This window comes from Streptomyces sp. NPDC002463 (assembly GCF_042889835.1).
Classification (GTDB): domain Bacteria; phylum Actinomycetota; class Actinomycetes; order Streptomycetales; family Streptomycetaceae; genus Streptomyces; species Streptomyces nymphaeiformis.
In genome coordinates, this window is record NZ_JBIARL010000030.1 from 1 (window position 1) to 16,785 (window position 16,785).

General features: G+C 72.8%; 16 protein-coding genes and 1 pseudogene. 10 read left to right on the forward strand and 7 right to left on the reverse strand.

Annotation, left to right across the window (positions count from 1 at the left end):
- From ACFYX3_RS37880 to ACFYX3_RS37895, 4 genes and pseudogenes are all read left to right on the forward strand, one after another.
- A pseudogene (locus ACFYX3_RS37880) lies at positions 1–97 on the forward strand (heme-binding protein); the annotation flags it as partial.
- A gap of 95 nt (positions 98–192) precedes the next feature.
- On the forward strand, positions 193–1,593 hold the full coding sequence (locus ACFYX3_RS37885) for a M1 family metallopeptidase (protein ID WP_389023916.1): 1,401 nt from the start codon (positions 193–195) through the stop codon (positions 1,591–1,593).
- Positions 1,594–1,731: 138 nt separating this feature from the next.
- Positions 1,732–2,292 (forward strand): SigE family RNA polymerase sigma factor, encoded by a 561-nt coding sequence (locus ACFYX3_RS37890; protein ID WP_389023920.1) that lies wholly within the window; start codon positions 1,732–1,734, stop codon positions 2,290–2,292.
- Positions 2,289–3,086, forward strand: a complete 798-nt coding sequence (locus ACFYX3_RS37895; RefSeq protein WP_389023923.1) for a hypothetical protein — start codon at positions 2,289–2,291, stop codon at positions 3,084–3,086. Before ACFYX3_RS37890 ends, ACFYX3_RS37895 begins: the two co-directional genes overlap by 4 nt.
- 20 nt (positions 3,087–3,106) lie before the next feature.
- Here ACFYX3_RS37895 and ACFYX3_RS37900 read toward each other — a convergent pair whose 3' ends face one another.
- Positions 3,107–3,625, reverse strand: a complete 519-nt coding sequence (locus ACFYX3_RS37900; RefSeq protein WP_389023926.1) for a GNAT family N-acetyltransferase — start codon at positions 3,623–3,625, stop codon at positions 3,107–3,109.
- Between the two features lie 58 nt (positions 3,626–3,683).
- Positions 3,684–4,259: a TerD family protein gene (locus tag ACFYX3_RS37905; RefSeq protein WP_389023930.1), complete on the reverse strand. Its 576-nt coding sequence runs from the start codon at positions 4,257–4,259 to the stop codon at positions 3,684–3,686.
- A gap of 132 nt (positions 4,260–4,391) precedes the next feature.
- Between ACFYX3_RS37905 and arfB the strand changes: the two genes are divergently transcribed.
- Positions 4,392–4,829 carry an alternative ribosome rescue aminoacyl-tRNA hydrolase ArfB gene (arfB, locus tag ACFYX3_RS37910; RefSeq protein WP_078908429.1) on the forward strand — a complete coding sequence of 146 codons (438 nt, stop codon included), beginning with the start codon at positions 4,392–4,394 and terminating at the stop codon, positions 4,827–4,829.
- Positions 4,830–4,854: 25 nt separating this feature from the next.
- Here arfB and ACFYX3_RS37915 read toward each other — a convergent pair whose 3' ends face one another.
- Positions 4,855–5,418, reverse strand: coding sequence for a flavin reductase family protein (locus tag ACFYX3_RS37915; protein WP_376592790.1), 564 nt, complete (start codon positions 5,416–5,418; stop codon positions 4,855–4,857).
- A 271-nt stretch (positions 5,419–5,689) separates the two neighbouring features.
- On the opposite strand from ACFYX3_RS37915, the gene cdgB reads away from it, so the two are divergent.
- Both cdgB and ACFYX3_RS37925 read left to right on the forward strand, forming a co-directional pair.
- Complete coding sequence (gene cdgB, locus ACFYX3_RS37920; protein WP_389023935.1) at positions 5,690–7,432, forward strand: diguanylate cyclase CdgB; 1,743 nt, start codon at positions 5,690–5,692, stop codon at positions 7,430–7,432.
- A 73-nt stretch (positions 7,433–7,505) separates the two neighbouring features.
- Complete coding sequence (locus ACFYX3_RS37925; RefSeq protein ID WP_389023939.1) at positions 7,506–8,468, forward strand: CBM35 domain-containing protein; 963 nt, start codon at positions 7,506–7,508, stop codon at positions 8,466–8,468.
- 25 nt (positions 8,469–8,493) lie between these two features.
- Here ACFYX3_RS37925 and ACFYX3_RS37930 read toward each other — a convergent pair whose 3' ends face one another.
- The 3 genes from ACFYX3_RS37930 to ACFYX3_RS37940 form a co-directional block, all read right to left on the reverse strand.
- On the reverse strand, positions 8,494–9,414 hold the full coding sequence (locus ACFYX3_RS37930; protein ID WP_389023942.1) for a 1-phosphofructokinase family hexose kinase: 921 nt from the start codon (positions 9,412–9,414) through the stop codon (positions 8,494–8,496).
- 127 nt (positions 9,415–9,541) lie between these two features.
- The gene (nagA, locus tag ACFYX3_RS37935) at positions 9,542–10,696 is read right to left on the reverse strand and encodes an N-acetylglucosamine-6-phosphate deacetylase (protein WP_389023945.1); all 1,155 of its coding nucleotides are present in this window, start codon (positions 10,694–10,696) and stop codon (positions 9,542–9,544) included.
- Positions 10,696–11,646: an ROK family protein gene (locus ACFYX3_RS37940; RefSeq protein WP_389023947.1), complete on the reverse strand. Its 951-nt coding sequence runs from the start codon at positions 11,644–11,646 to the stop codon at positions 10,696–10,698. The genes nagA and ACFYX3_RS37940 overlap by 1 nt, the downstream gene beginning before the upstream one ends.
- 242 nt (positions 11,647–11,888) lie before the next feature.
- On the opposite strand from ACFYX3_RS37940, the gene ACFYX3_RS37945 reads away from it, so the two are divergent.
- From ACFYX3_RS37945 to otsB, 3 genes are all read left to right on the forward strand, one after another.
- Complete coding sequence (locus ACFYX3_RS37945) at positions 11,889–13,172, forward strand: extracellular solute-binding protein (protein ID WP_389023950.1); 1,284 nt, start codon at positions 11,889–11,891, stop codon at positions 13,170–13,172.
- A 12-nt stretch (positions 13,173–13,184) separates the two neighbouring features.
- On the forward strand, positions 13,185–13,442 hold the full coding sequence (locus tag ACFYX3_RS37950) for a DUF3263 domain-containing protein (protein ID WP_376592775.1): 258 nt from the start codon (positions 13,185–13,187) through the stop codon (positions 13,440–13,442).
- 62 nt (positions 13,443–13,504) lie between these two features.
- The gene (gene otsB / locus ACFYX3_RS37955) at positions 13,505–14,386 is read left to right on the forward strand and encodes a trehalose-phosphatase (RefSeq protein WP_389023954.1); all 882 of its coding nucleotides are present in this window, start codon (positions 13,505–13,507) and stop codon (positions 14,384–14,386) included.
- A gap of 80 nt (positions 14,387–14,466) precedes the next feature.
- On the opposite strand, the gene ACFYX3_RS37960 is transcribed toward otsB, so the two are convergent.
- A complete protein-coding gene (locus tag ACFYX3_RS37960; RefSeq protein ID WP_389023957.1) occupies positions 14,467–16,773 on the reverse strand; it encodes an immune inhibitor A domain-containing protein in 2,307 nt (768 codons plus the stop codon).
- Between the last annotated feature and the right edge of the window lie 12 nt (positions 16,774–16,785).

A 16,785-nucleotide genomic window follows, 5' to 3' on the forward strand; every position in this document is an offset into this window, starting at 1 on the left:
GGGCGCCCCGATCGCGGGCATCGGCGTCGCCGGCGCCCCGTCCGGCGACCTCGACGAGAAGTTCGCCCAGGCCGGCGTCGCCTCCCTCGCGAAGTAACGCCCCCAGCTGGTGGTGGCGCCCGGATCCCCCGCCGGGCGCCACCGCCTTTTCCGTTGTGACCTTTTCCGTATTTGACCTTTTAGGATCGGTACGTGTCACAGCGCAGCCGGACCGGAATCGCCGCCCTCGCCGCGGCCCTCACGTCCCTCGCGCTGCTCGCGGGCGGCTGCACCGGGGTCGGCGGCGTCCGCGGCACCCCCGGAGCCGCTGGGCTGCGCGACCCGTTGTTCCCGAAGCTCGGCAACGGCGGCTACGACGTCGGCCACTACGGCCTGACCCTCGCCTACGACCCCGCCTCCGGCCGCCTCGACGGCACCGCCGAGATCACCGCCCGCGCCACCCAGGACCTCAGCGCCTTCAACCTCGACCTCGCCGGCCTCACCGTGCGCCGCGCCACCGTCGACGGCGCCCCCGCCGCGTACAACCGCGCCGGGAACGAGCTCACCCTCCGCCCGCGCGACGACATCCCCGAGGGGAAGGAGTTCCGGACCACCGTCACCTACACGGGCGTGCCCGAGCCGCTCACGGACGCCGACGGCTCCAAGGAGGGCTGGCTCCGCACGGCCGACGGCGCGGTCGCCGTCGGCGAACCGGCCGGTTCCATGACCTGGTTCCCCGGCAACCACCACCCCTCCGACAAGGCGGCCTACGACCTCACGCTCACCCTCCCCGCCGGCCTCGACGGCCTCTCCAACGGCGTCAGGACCGCGACCAGGACCGAGCCGGACGGACGCGTCACCACGGTCTGGCACACGGCCGAACCCATGGCGAGCTACCTCGCGACCGTCGCCGTCGGCCACTACGAGACGGCGACCGCCACCGCCCTCGGCACCGTGCCCGTCCTCACCGCCGCCGAGGCCCCCGTCGCGGCCGGCAGCGCCGCGCTGCGGGGCGAGGTCCCCGGGATCCTCGCCCGCCAGGCGAAGCGGTTCGGCCCGTACCCCTTCTCCGCCGCCGGCGCCCTCGTCACCAAGGACGGGACCCTCGGCTACGCCCTGGAGACCCAGACCCGGCCCGTCTTCCCGGCCGGCTCCTTCGACCGCACGACCCTCGTCCACGAGCAGGCCCACCAGTGGTTCGGCGACTCGGTCACGCTCGCGAGCTGGCGGGACATCTGGCTGAACGAGGGCTTCGCCACGTACGCCGAGTGGCTGTACGACGAGGAGTACGAACACGTGCCCGCCCGCACCCACTTCGAGCGGGCCTTCGCCCAGGACGCCAACTGGGCCTTCCCGCCGGCCGCCCCGCCCACCGCGGACAACCTGTTCGACCCGCCCGTGTACCAACGGGGCGCGATGGTCCTGCACAAGCTGCGCGAGACGGTCGGCGACCGCGTCTTCGACGAGATCCTGCGCGGCTGGGCCGCCAAGTACCGCCATGCCAACGCCTCCACGGACGACTTCACCGCCTACGCGGAGAGCGTGGCGGGCCGTGACCTCGGAGCGCTGTGGGCCGTCTGGCTGTACGGCGACGGGAAGCCCGCCAAGCCCTAGGAGCCCGCCGAGCCCCGGAAGCCGGACAAACCCTGGAAACGGTCTCGCGGCGCCCCGCGAAAAAGACCGTCCCCCCGTGACATCCCCGCGCACCACCCGCTCCGTCGCATGGGTCAGAGACGAACGGAGGGGCACCCATTGCGTACCGGGGACCTGGAGGAATTCCGCGGCTTCGCCGAGGCGCGCCTGCCGCACCTGCGGCGCACCGCCTACCTGATGTGCGGTGACTGGCACCACGCCGAGGACATCACGCAGACGGCGCTGACGAAGCTGTACGCGGTCTGGGGCGGGCGGCGCAGGATACGGAATCTGGAGGCGTACGCCCACCGGGTGCTGACCCGGGCCTGCATCGACCACATGCGGCGGCGCTGGCGCCGTGAGCAGCCCGCATCCGAGCTGCCCGACCGCGCCGAGCACGCGGCCGACCAGGCACTCGGGCTCCAGGTGCGCGCCGCGCTGGAGGAACTCCCGCCGCGCCAGCGTGCGGTGGTCGTGCTGCGCTACTGGGCCGATCTGGACATCCCCGCGACGGCCGCGGCCCTGGGCTGCACCTCCGGCACGGTCAAGAGCCACACCGCGCGTGCGCTCGCCCGACTGCGACGTCTCCTGGGCGACGAGCAGGGCTCCGAGGCGTTCGGAGAACCCGGCACGTCCACCCAGCCTGCCGAACAGACTCGAAGGAAGGCCACCATCCGATGAACGACCACGACATGAAGTCCCTGCTGCGGGCCGGTCTCGCCGACGAACCGCCCCTGCACGTCGGCGTCGACGAGCTGGTCACCGCCGGCCGGCGTCGCCGGCTGCGCCGACAGGGGGCGTTCGCCGCGACGGGCGTGACCGCCGCTGCGGCGGTGTTCGCCCTGGCCCTGACCGGAGCCGGTACCGCACCGGACGGCCGCCCGGACCCGGCACGGGCCGCCGACCCGCTCGTCGGCCCCCTCGTCCCCGCGGCGGCCGAGACCGCGGCCCAGCCGCTGCGGCCCGACGGATTCGGGCCGGGAACCGACCACCGGACCGCGTGGACGAGCGAGCGGCTTGCCGACACCCTCGTCGGCCTCCTCCCCGCCGGCAGGGCCACCACCCGCGAAGGCGACTTCCCCGGCCGCACCTACCGCGTCCAGTGGGACGGCGGCACCGGCCCGGTGGAGTTCGTGGGCGGCGCCGGGTACACCGCCAAGGAGCCGGACGTGCCGCTGTGCGCCCACATCGCGATGCCGAAGGTGTCGCCCCGTCCCGGCGCGCCCGCCCCGGCGGCCGGCGCGGCGGGTGACCGCTGCGAGGTGGTCCGCCTGGCCGACGGCGCACGGGCGGAGGTGGTCACCGTGGGCGCCGACGGCAAGGGCCGGACGTCCTGGTACGTGCGGGTGCTGCGTCAGGACGGGCGGACGGTCACCCTGCAGCAGTGGCCGGCGCACGGCACGTCCCGCACGGAGCCCGCCGTGCCCACGGCCGAGCTCCTGAGGATCGCGAACGCCCCGGCCTGGGCGTTCTGACCCCGGGCCGGACAAGCCCCCTAGTCCGCCAGGCTCTTGCGCATCACGATGCACGGGCGGCCGTGCGCGAGGTCAGGGCGGCGGTCGATCTCCTCGTAACGGAGCGAGGTCCAGAAGGCCAGCGCCTTCGGGTTGTTCTCCAGGACGGCGAGCCGCAGCCCGGTGCGGCCCTCGGCGCGGAAGCCGGTCTCGACGTACGCGGCGAGCCGGCGGCCGTACCCGGCGCGCTGGGCGTCCGCGTGGACCATCAACAGACCGAGCCACGGGTCGGTCTGCGCCGGGTCGGGGTGGCGGCCGAGCGTGATGGCGACGGCGACGAGCCGGCCCTCCGCGCGGGCGACCAGCACCTCGGCCGTCGGCTGCGCGAGCTCGTCGGCGAGGGCGGCGGCGACCTGCTCGGGCCGGATGTCGTCGGGGTCCGGGAAGTCGCCGCTGAGCTGCTGGAACTCCTCGTTCGACGCGTACAGCGCGGTGAGCTCGGTGAGCAGCGGCCCGGGGAGGGCGTGCGCTTCCGTGTGCGGGAGGGCTTCGACGATCACGCGGCAAAGGGTAGGGCCCCGGCGTGACGTCACGCCGGGGCCCTGCCGGAGACTTCCGTCAGATGTTGACGCCGAAGTCGCGGGCGATGCCCTCGAGGCCCGAGGCGTAGCCCTGGCCCACGGCGCGGAACTTCCACTCGGCGCCGTTGCGGTACAGCTCGCCGAAGATCATGGCCGTCTCGACGGCGGCGTCCTCGGAGAGGTCGTAGCGGGCGATCTCGGCGCCGCCGGCCTGGTTCACGATGCGGATGTACGCGTTGCGCACCTGGCCGAAGTTCTGCGAGCGGGAGACCGCGTCGTAGATGGAGACCGGGAAGACGATCTTGTCGACGTTGGCCGGGAGGGCCGCCAGGTTGACGTTGATCTGCTCGTCGTCGCCGCCGCCCTCGCCGGTGCGGTTGTCACCGGTGTGCACGATGGTCTGGTCCGGCGTCGACTTGTTGTTGAAGAAGACGAAGTGGGCGTCCGAGGCGACCCGTCCGGCGGCGTCCACGCCGATCGCGGAGGCGTCGAGGTCGAAGTCGGTGCCGGTGGTGGTGCGGACGTCCCAGCCGAGGCCCACGGTGACGGCGGTGAGGCCCGGGGCCTCCTTGGTCAGGGAGACGTTGCCGCCCTTGGACAGGCTCACAGCCATGGAAAGTCCCTTTCATCGTTCTGTCGTCGCCTGGAGAAACGCGTACGCGCTCCGTGTGGTTCCCGGAGGAGGTCCGCGCGCTGTGCTCTTCGAGCGAAAACAGGATGACTCCTACGGCCCCCTCCGGGGAACATGGAAGGCATGTCCGGTCCGTATCCCATCCGCGGCTCCGTCTCGCTCCCCGAGGCCGAGCTCCAGTGGCGTTTCTCGCGGTCGTCGGGGCCGGGCGGACAGCACGTGAACACCAGCGACTCGCAGGTGGAGCTCCGCTTCGACCTCGCGGCCACCGACGCGCTCCCCGAGGTGTGGAAGGCCCGCGCCCTGGAGCGGCTCGCCTCCCGCCTGGTCAACGGCGTCGTGACGGTCCGCGCCTCGGAGCACCGCTCCCAGTGGCGCAACCGAGAGACCGCGGCGGTCCGCCTGGCCGCGCTCCTCGCCGAGGCGACCGCCCCGCCGCCGAAGCCCCGCCGGCCGACGAAGATCCCGCGCGGGATCAACGAACGGCGGCTGCGCGAGAAGAAGCAGCGCTCGGAGACGAAGCGCACCCGCCAGTCCCGCGACTGGAGCTGAGCGGGCCGTGAAGCCGTAAGGCGCTTCAGCCCAGCCGGCGGTACTTCCCCTGGTAGTACGTCAAGGGGTCACCGCCCCCCGAGGAGAGACCGACCGTCAGGACCCGGCCCACCACCAGCGTGTGGTCACCGGCCACCACCCGGCTCTCCGTCCTGCACTCCAGGACCGACAGCGCGCCGCCCATCAGCGGGGCGCCGCTCTCCTCGCCGCGCGTGTACGGCAGGTCGGCGAAGAGGAGCCGGTCGCTGACGCGGTTCTTCATGGCGAAGCGCCCGGCGATGTGCCGCTGGTCCTCGGCGAGGATCGACACCGCCCAGACGGGGACCTCGGCGAGCAGGTCGTCCATGCGGGAGCCGTTGCGGAGGCTGACGAGGACCAGGGGCGGGTCGAGGGAGACCGACACGAAGGCGGTGGCCGTCATGCCGACGTCCTCGCCGCGCGGGCCGTCGTCGGGGTCGTGCGCGGTCACCAGGACCACGCCCGCCGCGAGGCGGGCCATGGCCGCACGGAACTCGTCGTTGCTCACTCCCTCAGCATGAGGGATGGCCAGGTCGGACACGGGGGGAGAGGCGGGAGTCTTCTGGAGCACACCCGCACGCTAGCCGCGGCCGTCCGCGTCCCGCATCGGACCGGGGGACCAGTCGGTGACGGCCGCCGGACCTAGGCCCTGTCATATGCCACTCGGGTACGACAGTCAGCGGGACCCGCCATGACCTGCTGTGACTTGAGTCACAGAGGGCAGTATTTGCTGACCCTGTGTACCGGCTGCGGAGCTCGCTGTGATTCAGTGGCGGTGACAGTGCAGTACGAAGCCGATGAGAACCCTGGAGTTGCTGTCGAGGTCTCGGGGAGAGCGAGCGATGGAGACCGAGTCGGAGCCTTACGTCCGTCTCTCGACCCTGCGGCAGCTGCATCAGGTCGTGGCGGACCTCAACACTGCCCGCAGCCTGGCGGACACCCTGCAGACCGTCGCCGACGGCGTGGTCGCCGGTCTCAACTACGAGCTGGCCTGCGTCAACCTCGTCCGACCCGACGGTGACCTCGTCGTCGCCGCCTTCGCCGGAAGCTCCGCCGCGGAGGCCCTGATCACCGGCCGCGTCGGCTCCCGCACCTCCTGGGACCGCCGCCTCTCCATGGGCGTCTCCTGGGGCGACCTGCGGTTCATCCCGCACACCGAGGGCTGGGTCCTCATGGAGGACGACGTCCCCCAGTGGCACACCGACGGGCCCGCGCCCCGCTTCGAGGACGAGTGGCACCCGCACGACCGGCTCTACGCCCCGATGTACGCCTCGGGCTCCGGCCGCGAGCTCCTCGGCGTCATATCCGTCGACCGCCCGCGCAACGGCCGGCACCCCGGCCCCTGGGGCCAGGAAGCGCTCCAGATGTACGCCTCGCAGTCGGCCATCGCCATCAGCAACGCCCGCCTCCGCTCCAACATGCAGCGCGCCCTGGTCCGCCTGGAGCGCGAGCAGCAGGCCCTCCGCGCCTCCGAGGAGTCCTTCCGGCAGGCCTTCGAGTACGCGCCCTCCGGCATGGCCATCGCCGAGATGGGCGGCGACCAGCACGGCCGGCTGCTCCGTACCAACGACGCCCTGTGTCGGCTCCTCGGCCGGCCCTCCTCCGTCATGCGGCGGTACTCCTTCGCCGACCTCGTCCACCCCGAGGACATCGGGACCCTGCTCCGCACCTCCGCCGAGGGCGGCCGGGCCGAGCTGAGGCTCGGGCGCCGGGACGGCACGTACGTCTGGGTCTCCCTGCGCAACTCCGTCGTCGCCGACACCGCCGACGGCCCCCGCTTCCTCCTCACCCACGTCGAGGACATCGAGGAGCGCAAGCGGCACGAGCTCCAGCTCGCCCACCGCGCCTCGCACGACGCCCTCACCGGCCTGCCCAACAGTGCCGAGCTCCGCTCCCGGCTCTCCGCCCGGCTGTGCGAGCGGCCGTCGGCGCCGGGGGACGAGGCGGCGTACGGCGCGTACGACTCCCAGCGGGACGGCGGCTACGGGACGGGACACGGCGCCGGGGGGTACGAGCCCCCCTACGAGCCCTCCTACGAGCCCGCGTACGACTCCGGCTACGAGCCGCAGCCGTACGCCCACGAGCACGAGCACGAGCACGGCTTCGGTTTCGAGCCGGCGGGCGCCGGGCCGTACGACCACCACGTCCACATCGTCGCGCCCACCGGCGGCGAGACCGACGACGGCACCAAGGGGCTCGCGGTCCTCTTCTGCGACCTCGACGGCTTCAAGTCGATCAACGACCGCTTCGGGCACCACACCGGCGACGCCGTGCTCATCGAGGTCGCGCGCCGGCTCACCAACGGCGTCCGGGACGGCGACACGGTCGCCCGGCTCGGCGGGGACGAGTTCGTGGTCCTCGCCGACGGCCTCGGCGCCGCGGACGCCGCCGACCTGGCCGTTCGCCTGCGCAACGCGATCATCCCGCCGATCCGGGTGGACGGTCGTGCGGTCCGTGTCGGGGCGAGTTTCGGCATCGGCTGGGCCGAATGCGGGATGACCGTGGAAGAGGTCCTGAACTCCGCCGACCAGCGGATGTACGTGGAGAAGCGTTCCCGAGCCAAGGTCCACCGGCGGGCCGGCTGAGTCGCGCGCTCGCCCGTTCGGGGTAGGCTCGGCCGGTCGGCGACGGCTGGCGAGCATGGAGAGGAAGACCCGGATGGCTGCCGGTAACGACGGCGCGAACAAGCCCGAGGACGAAGATCCGTTCGGCTACCTGTACGCGGACGGCCAGGCAGCGGGCGCCCAGCCCCCGCAGGGCGGCGGCTACGGGTACCCCGGTCCCGCCCCCGCTCAGCCGGGTGTGCCCCGGACCTCGTACAACCAGGTCAGGACCGTCGGCGAGCGCAAGTACGGCCACCAGCAGCAGCCGTACGTGCCGCCGCAGCAGCAGGCCGCCTACGGCCAGCCGCAGGCGCAGTACGCGGCGCCCGAGACGTACGGCGCGCAGCCGCAGACCCGGGCGATCCCGGCCCAGCGCGGCGGCGGCTCCGGCCGCGGCCCCAACACCAAGGGCATCCTGGCGGGCGCCATCGCGGTCGTCGCGGTCGTCGTCATCGGCATCTCGGTCGCCCTGATCAACAACACGGGCAACGAGAACGACAAGGACCCCCAGGCCGGCGGCGGCACGCCGACGACCGCCCCCTCCCAGGTCTCCGAGGCGCCGAGCACCGAACCGAGCGCCGAGAAGACCCCGGAGGAACTCCCCAAGCAGGACGCGGCGACGCTGACGCTGGGCGGTTCGGCGACGACGGGTACCGGCGTGAAGGGCGCGAAGGGCACGAACGGCGCCTACGTGACCCTGACCGGCGAGGGCAGCTCGGCGAGCTGGTCGGTCGACGTGCCGAAGGACGGCGAGTACACGCTCCGCATCACGTACAGCGTGCCCGGCAAGGACGCCAAGACGTCCCTGACGGTCAACGGCGAGGCGCCGCGCAAGGTGAACATGTCCAACTTCGCGAAGGCCGCCGAGGGCGACTGGGAGAAGGGCTGGACGTACACGTACGCCTACGTGAACCTCAACAAGGGCTCCAACGCGCTGAAGATCTCCTGCGAGGCGGGGGACTCCTGCGAGGCGATCCTGGACCAGGTCTACCTGGAGGCCGGACACACCGGTACCTGAGCCCACCGGTGACCGACGGGAGGTCCTACGGGGTCTCCTCCGTCACCGTCACCCGCGTCAGCAGCTCCTCGTACGCCGGGGCGTCGAATTCGCCGGCCACCGGGGAGAGGACCGTCGCCGCCGAGAGGGCGACCGCGCGGGTGAGGCGTTCGGGCCAGGGGGCGTCGTCGACCAGGCCCGAGAGGAGGCCGGCGACGGCCGAGTCGCCCGCGCCCGTGGGGTTGCCCTTGACCGCGGCGGGCGGGGTCGCGCGCCACAGGCCCTCGGGGGTGGCGGCGAGCATGCCCTCGGGGCCGAGCGAGGAGACGACCGCGCGGGCGCCCCGGCGGCGGGCGTCGCGGGTGGCCCGGTGGGGTTCGCGGGCGCCGGTCAGCTGGGCGAGTTCGTCGGCGTTCGGCTTGACCAGGTCGGGGCGGGCGGCGATGCCGCGGCGCAGCGGTTCGCCGCTGGTGTCCAGGAGGACGGGGACCCCGGCCGTCCGGGCGAGGCGGACGAGTTCCGCGTACGCGCCGACGTGGATGCCCGGCGGGAGGCTGCCGCAGAGGGCGACCGCCCGTGCTCCGTCGAGGAGTTCGGTGAAGCGGGCGCGGAAGGCGGTCCATTCCGCGGCGGTGACGGTCGGGCCCGGTTCGTTGAGCTGGGTGGTGTCCCCGCTCGCGGTGTCGACGACGGCGACCGTGCGGCGGGTGGTCCCGGCGGTCTCGACGAGTTCGTCGCGTACGGGCGTGGCCGCCAGCTGGTCCCGCAGCGTCGCGCCCGTCGCGCCGCCCGCGAAGCCCGTGGCGACCGTCTCGTGTCCGAGGGCGGCGAGGACGCGGGCGACGTTGAGGCCCTTGCCGCCGGGCCGCTCGATGACCTGCGTGACGCGGTGGGAGGCGTGCGGGGTGAGGGCGGGGACCCGGTAGGTCAGGTCCAGTGCCGTGTTGAGGGTCACCGTGACGATCAAGACCTGTCCACCCCCCGTACTCCCTGTGAAGTCCTGCGGAACACACGCTCCGACGGGCACCGATCATGCCAAACGAACGGCGGTTGGCCCAGACCCGCGGCCAACCGCCCTCCCGAGTGACACCTGATCAGGCGGTCGTGTTCCCCAGCGGATCCACGATCCACTCGCCCTTGCGCATGACGCCCTTGAGCTCGAACCCGGCGTCGAGGACGACGATGTCGGCGTCCTTGCCGGGCTCCAGGGAGCCGACGCGGTCGTACATGCCGAGCAGCCGGGCCGGGTTGGCGGAGATGGCCTGGACGACCGCTTCGACGGGGAGGCCGTCGACGGTCGCCGCGCGCTTGAAGGCGCGGTCCAGGGTCAGGGTGGAGCCGGCGATGGAGCCGCCCTCGACGAGGCGGGCGACGCTGTCCTTCACCTCGACGGCCAGCGGGCCGAGCATGTAGCGGCCGTCGCCGAAGCCGGCGGCGTCCATGGCGTCGGTGATGAAGGCGACGCGCTCGGGGCCCGCGTGGTGGAAGGCGAGCTCCAGGGCGGCGGGGTGGAGGTGGGTGCCGTCGTTGATGAGCTCGACGGTGATCCGCTCGTCCTCCAGGAGAGCGGCGATCGGGCCGGGGGCGCGGTGCCCGAGGGCGGGCATCGCGTTGTAGAGGTGGGTGGCGACGGTGGCGCCCGCGTCGATGGCCGCCCGCGTCTGCTCGTACGTGGCGTCGGTGTGGCCGATGGCGGCGATCACGCCGTGCTCGGCGAGGAGGCGTACGGAGTCGATGCCGCCGGGCAGCTCGGTGGCGAGGGTGACCATCTTGGCCTGGCCGCGCGCGGCGTCGATCAGCTTGCGGACCTCGGCCGGGTCGGGGTCGCGGAGCAGGGTCTCGTCGTGCGCGCCCTTGCGGCAGGGGGAGATGAACGGGCCCTCGAAGTGGAGGCCGGCGATCTCGCCCTGCTCGGCGAGCTCGGAGAGCAGCCCGGCGCGCCGGCCGAGGAAGTCCATGTCGCCGGTGACGAAGGAGGCGACGACGGTGGTGGTGCCGTGCAGGCGGTGGGTGTGGACGCCCTTGAGGACCTCGTCGACGGTGCCGGAGGTGAAGGAGGCGCCGCCGCCGCCGTGGTTGTGCAGGTCGACGAAGCCGGGGACGAGCCAGTGGCCGCTCAGGTCGACGACGGGGGCGCCCTCGGGTGCGCTGCCCGCGATGCGGTCGCCCGCGACGATCACGCGTCCGTTCTCGACCGTCCCGGTGGGCAGCACGACGTGTGCGCCGGCGAGAACCTTGTGATCGGCCATCAGGCGGAAACCTCCGAGTCGGTGGGGCGCTGTGCGGCGAGAAGGTCCCAGGCGAGGAGACCCGCGCCCAGGCATCCGGCGGTGTCCCCGAGGGCCGCCGGGACGATGGCGGGCAGCTTCTGGAACGTGACGCGTTCCTCCACGGCGGCCCGGAGTGGTGTGAACAAGGTTTCCCCGGCCTCGGCGAGCCCGCCACCGATGATGAGGGTGCGCGGGTCCAGGAGGGTGAGCGCGGTGACGAGGCCGTCGGCGAGGGCGTCGACGGCGTCCTGCCAGACCCTTGCGGCCGTGGCGTCGCCGGACTCGACGGCCTTCGCGCAGTCGGCGGCGTCGGCGTCGGGGTCGCCGCTGGCCTCGGCCCAGGCGAGGGAGACGGCGGAGGCGGAGGCGTACCGCTCCAGGCAGCCGCGCTGGCCGCAGCCGCAGTCGGTGCCGCCGGGGCGGACGACGATGTGGCCGATCTCGCCGGCGTAGCCGTGGGCGCCGGCCTCGATGCGGTCGCCGATGCCGATGGCTCCGGCGATGCCGGTGCCGAGGGGCACGAAGAGGAAGCGGTCGGCGCCGTTGCCCGCGCCGATACGGCCTTCGGCGAGGCCGCCGGTGCGGACGTCGTGGCCGAGGGCGACGGGGATGCCGTCGAGCCGGCGGCTGAGGAGTTCGCGCATGGGAACGTCGCGCCAGCCGAGGTTGGCGGCGTAGACGGCGATGCCGTTCTCGGCGTCGACGATGCCGGGGACGGCGACTCCGGCGGCCGCGGCGGGCTCTCCGTACCGCTCCTGGCCGAGGGCGCGGAGCTCTTCGGCGAAGCCGAGGATCGTCTCCACCACGGCCTCGGGGCCGCGCTCGCGCCCGGTGGCGCGGCGGGCCTCGTGCAGCAGGGTGCCGTCCGCCCCGACGAGGGCGGCCTTCATGCCGGTGCCGCCCACATCCAGGGCGATGACGTGTCTCACGGGGGACAGTCTGTCCCGCGGGGACCCAAAAGGTCTAGTCCACTGCCGAGGATTGTTGCGTACGGATACAAATTCGAAGCCCGCCATGGAGCCATGGTCCCGTCGCAGTTGCGGAAGTGATACCCAAGTGGTGTAGACCTCATGCCCGCGCCCGGGGCAGACTTACGGCCCTGAGAAGAGCAAACACGCAGCTCAATGCAGCGGAAACTCTGAAGAAACGACAGCTCAAAGACGAGCAAAAGGTGGATGAAGCCGTGGAGCGGCGACGATTCCTTGGATTGACCGCGGCCGCCGCCGCCCTCGGACTGACCGCCACGGTCGCCGGCTGCGGCACCCTGGGCGGCGACTCCGGCGACGTGACCCTCAAGCTGGTCGCCGCCGACTACGACCTGACCGGCGGCGACACCACCAAGAAGTACTGGGCCGACCTCGTCGCCGCCTTCGAGGCGAAGCACCCCGGCGTCAAGGTCGAGGTCCAGGTCGTCTCCTGGGACGACGTCGACCGCAAGGTCGCCGAGATGGTCAAGGCCGGCCAGGCCCCCGACATCGCCCAGATCGGCGCCTACGCCGACTACGCGGCCGCCGGCCAGCTCTACGCCGCCGACGAGCTCCTCTCCATCCGCGTCCAGGCCAACTTCCTGGCCCCGCTCGTCGCCGCCGGCGAGTACAAGCGCACCCAGTACGGCATGCCGTTCGTCGCCTCCACCCGGCCGCTCTTCTACAACAAGGACCTCTTCAAGGAGGCCGGCGCCGAGGCCCCCACCACCTGGGACGAGCTCGCCGAGGCCGCCGAGAAGCTCAAGGCCAAGGGCGTCACCACTCCCTTCGCGCTGCCCCTCGGCCCCGAGGAGGCCCAGGCCGAGGCCCTCATGTGGCTGCTCAGCGGAGGCGGCGGCTGGACCGACGCGGCCGACCGCTACGCCGTCGACTCCGACGCCAACATCCGCACCTTCGAGTGGCTCCGCACGAACCTCGTCGGCAAGGACCTCACCGGCCCCGTCGCCCCCGGCAAGCTCAACCGCAAGGCCGCCTTCGCCGCCTTCGCGAGCGGCGAGGTCGGCATGCTCAACGGCCACCCCTCGCTCCTCAAGGAGGCCGCGAAGAAGGGCGTCCAGGTCGGCCAGGTCCCCCTCCCCGGCGCCGACGGCACGCCCAAGACCTCCATGGGTGTCGCCGACTGGATCATGGGCTTCAAGCAGAACGGCCACCGCAAGGAGATCGGCGACTTCCTCAACTTCGTCTTCAGCGACGAGAACGTCCTGAAGTTCGCCGGCGACAACGACCTCCTGCCGGTCACCGTCACCGCCTCCACCCGCATGGAGACCGACCCCGCCCACGCCAACCTGCGCGTCTTCCTCAAGGTCCTCCCCGACGCGCAGCTCCCGCCGGTCGGCAAGACCTCCTGGGCCAAGGTCAGCGAGGACGTCAAGCAGAACATCGGCAAGGCCGTCACCCCCGGCGGGAAGCCCGCCGACGTCCTCGGCCGGATCGGCCGGGCGGCGACGGCGGCGGAGAACGCCGAGTAATAGGTTGGTCGTATGACCGAAGAGACGGTGGACGGCGAGAGCGGCCTCGGGGAGCGCGAGCAGGCCCTCCTCGCCGTCGAGCGCCGCTCCTGGCCCGGCCCCGGCGCCAAGGAGCGGGCCGTCCGCGAGCGGCTCGGCCTCTCGCCGACCCGCTACTACCAGCTCCTCAACGCCCTCCTCGACGACCCCCGCGCCCTGGCCCACGACCCGGTGACCGTCAACCGGCTGCGCCGGGTCCGCGAGGAGAAGCAGCGCCGCCGGGAAGGGTGACCCCTTGGGGGGTGACCCCGGCCACGCTGACGTGACCCCCGTACGTCGGTAGGGTCGGAAACATGGTCAGCAGCCTCCCGCACCCGACCTTCCCCAAGCTCTCCACCCTGTTCGAGCAGGGGAGCCCCCACTCCGCCGGCCGTGACGGCCTGGCCGCGCTCCTCGCGCGGCCGGCGAAGGCCGTCGTCGCCCTCGACTTCGACGGCACCCTCGCCGAGATCGTCCCCGACCCCGAGCAGGCCCGCGCCCACCCCGGCGCCGTGCCCGCGCTCGCGGCCCTCGCCCCGCAGGTCGCCTCGATCGCCGTCGTGACCGGCCGCCCCGCCGGGGTCGCCGTCCGCTACGGCGGCTTCGCCGGCGTCCCCGGCCTGGAGCACCTCGTCGTCCTCGGCCACTACGGCGCCGAACGCTGGGACGCCGTCACCGGCACCGTGAAGGCCGCCGCCCCGCACCCCGGCGTCGCCTCCGTCCGCGCCGAGCTCCCCGGCTTCCTGGACCGGGCCGGTGCCTGGCCGGGGGTCTGGATCGAGGAGAAGGGCCGCGCGGTCGCCGTCCACACCCGCCGCGCCCAGGACCCGGAGAGCGCCTTCGAGGCCCTCAAGGGCCCGCTGGGCGACCTGGCCGTCGCCCACGGCCTCGTCCTGGAGCCAGGCCGGATGGTCCTGGAGCTGCGGCCGCCGGGCATGGACAAGGGCCTGGCGCTCGCGGAGTACGTACGGGAGGTGGGCGCCGGGTCCGTGCTGTACGCGGGCGACGACCTGGGCGACCTGCCGGCCTTCGCGGCGGTCGAGAAGCTCCGCTCCGACGGCACCCCGGGCGTCCTGGTGTGCAGCGGCTCCACGGAGGTCCCGGAACTGGCCGAGCGCGCGGACCTGTCCGTGGCGGGCCCGGCGGGCGTGGTGGAGTTCCTGACGGAACTGGCGCGGGCGGTACGGGAGGGCTGAGGCCCTGCGGAAACGCCGCGGGGGCGGTACGGAGAAGGCGCGAGCCCCCTCCGTACCGCCCCCGTCGTCCTGCCCGGGGATCAGTGCGCGGCCGGGTTGGCCACGCTGATCGTCAGGTCGTCACCGGCGTCACCGGTGACCGTGACGCGCACGCCGTGGCCGGCGACCTTCACGCTGGCCTGCGGGGCCGTCGTGTCGTAGTACGCGTTCGGGTCGGTGTCGTCGAAGACCGGGATGCCCGGGACGGAGGGGGCGCAGGCCGCCAGCGTCTCGACCGTCTTGCTGCCGCCCTTGCCCACCAGGACCTCCTTGTGGAGGCAGGTCGCGTCCGTGGCCTCCAGGCCGAAGGTCGCGTCGAAGGGCTGGCGCCGGTTGGTGGGTGCGGTGCCGTCGGCGTACTTGAAGGGGGCCGGGCGGGCGTCGACGGCCATCGCCGAGCCGGCACCGGGGTGCTTGCTGACGTTGTTGTCGTCGAAGGACCGGTCGACGTACCAGACGAGCATGCCGTTCTGGAACGTGAAGTACTCGACCCAGTCCGGGGCGGTGATGCCCTTGCTGAACTGGTACGGGCCCTCGGCGAGGAGCGCGTCGGCGCCGACGTACTCGCGGTTCTCGACGAGGTAGTACCGCGGGGAGGTGGCCGTCTCGGTGCCGGTGGAGATCTTCCAGCGGCCCTGCGCGGCCCAGCCGCCCACGCCCTGCTCGACGTCGTCGGCCGCGAGGGTCGTCCCGCCGGAGGTCAGCGTGATGTCGTCGAGGAACGCGCCGGCGAAGTGCACGCCGCCGTCGCTCTGGTAGCGGAAGCGGAAGAGGGACGGCTTGCCGGCGGAGTCGTACGAGTAGCGCAGCGTCGTCCACTTGCCGGCGGAGGAGCCGGAGACGGAGGCGCCGGCGCGGGCCCAGGTGGCGCCGCCGTCGAGGGAGTACTCGGCGAAGAGGTAGTCGAAGTCGGCCTCGATGTCGTACCAGGCGCTCGCCTTGACGGTCACCTTCGGGGTAGCCGGGACGGAGCGGGTGAGGGACTGGTTGAGGCCGTCGGCGGAGCCGGTCCACCAGGCGTGCGTGCCGGAGGTGGGCGTGGCGTAGGTGGTGCTGCTCGTCTTGTCCGGGAGCGCGACGCGTACGGCCTGCGCCTTGCCGCGGACCTGGAGGGCGGCCGGGCTCAGGGTGTACGAGCCGGTGGCGCCGAGCGGGGCGTCGGCGTAGTCCAGCCAGCCGAGGAAGAGCTTCTCCTCGGCGCCCATGAGGCCCGGGTGGGTGCCGATGCCGGCGTTGGCGGCGGCGCCGTGGCCGAGCCAGGAGCCGGAGCTCATCAGGGTCCAGAAGGCGGTGGAGTTCTCGCCGCCGTCGGTGTCGTAGTAGTCCGGCAGGCCGAGGTCGTGGCCGAACTCGTGGCAGAAGACGCCGAGTCCGCCGTTCTCGCCCTCGGTGGTGTAGTCGCCGAGCCAGTACTTGGACTGGCCGATGCGGGCGCCGCCGGCCTTGTTCCGGGTCCCGGAGACGTCGGGGCCGGTGAGGCCGTAGTCGTCGCCGTTGACGTACCAGCGGTGGGACCAGATGGCGTCCTCGCCCTGCGCGCCGCCGCCCGCGTCCTCGCCCATGCCGGCGTGGACGGCCTGGAAGTGGTCGATGTAGCCGTCGGGCTCGTTGAAGTCGCCGTCGTGGTCCCAGTCGTTGCGGTCCCAGACGTCGAACTGGGCGAGGTACGCGTCGATCTCGGCCGGCGTCTTGCCGGCGGCGAGCTGCGCGTTCCACCAGGCGTCGCCGGTGTCCTGGATGAAGGCCCAGGAGCCGCCGGTGTCCTCGACCGCGTTGTCGCCGTAGGTGGAGGCGTTGCCGGGGACCTTGACCCAGTCCTCGACGGTGTTGGAGACGGAGTAGGCGCCGCTGGACAGCTTCTCGTAGAAGGTCTTCATGGACTCGCCGGAGCCGTTGAAGAGTTCTTCGTAGTGCGCCTTGGAGAAGTCCGAGGTCCAGGCGTTGGAGTTGTCGGTGCTGCGGTCCGGCTGGGGTATCTGGTTGTGCAGCGGGCCGGGGACGGTGCCGAGCTTGCCGGAGCCCTGGTCGCCGAACTCGGAGAGGATCGTGAAGATCTTCTCCTGGCGGGTGGCGGTGGTGGTCCTGGTCTCGGCGTACTTGCCGGGCGCGACCTCGACGACACCCTGGGCGTTCGCCTTGGCCTTGCCCTTGGCGACCAGGTCGATCGCCTGCTCGCGCAGCTTGGTGCGCTGCTTCGTGAGGGGCCCGGGCCGCTCGTCGGACCGGTGCGCGTTCGCACCCGCCGGGGCGGCGTCCCGGGCCTCCTGCGCGGCGGCGGGGGTGAGCCCCGCGGCGAGGAGTGCGGTGAGCGCCGACCCGAGGGTCATGCCCACGACAATCTTCTTCACGTGTGTCGCGAT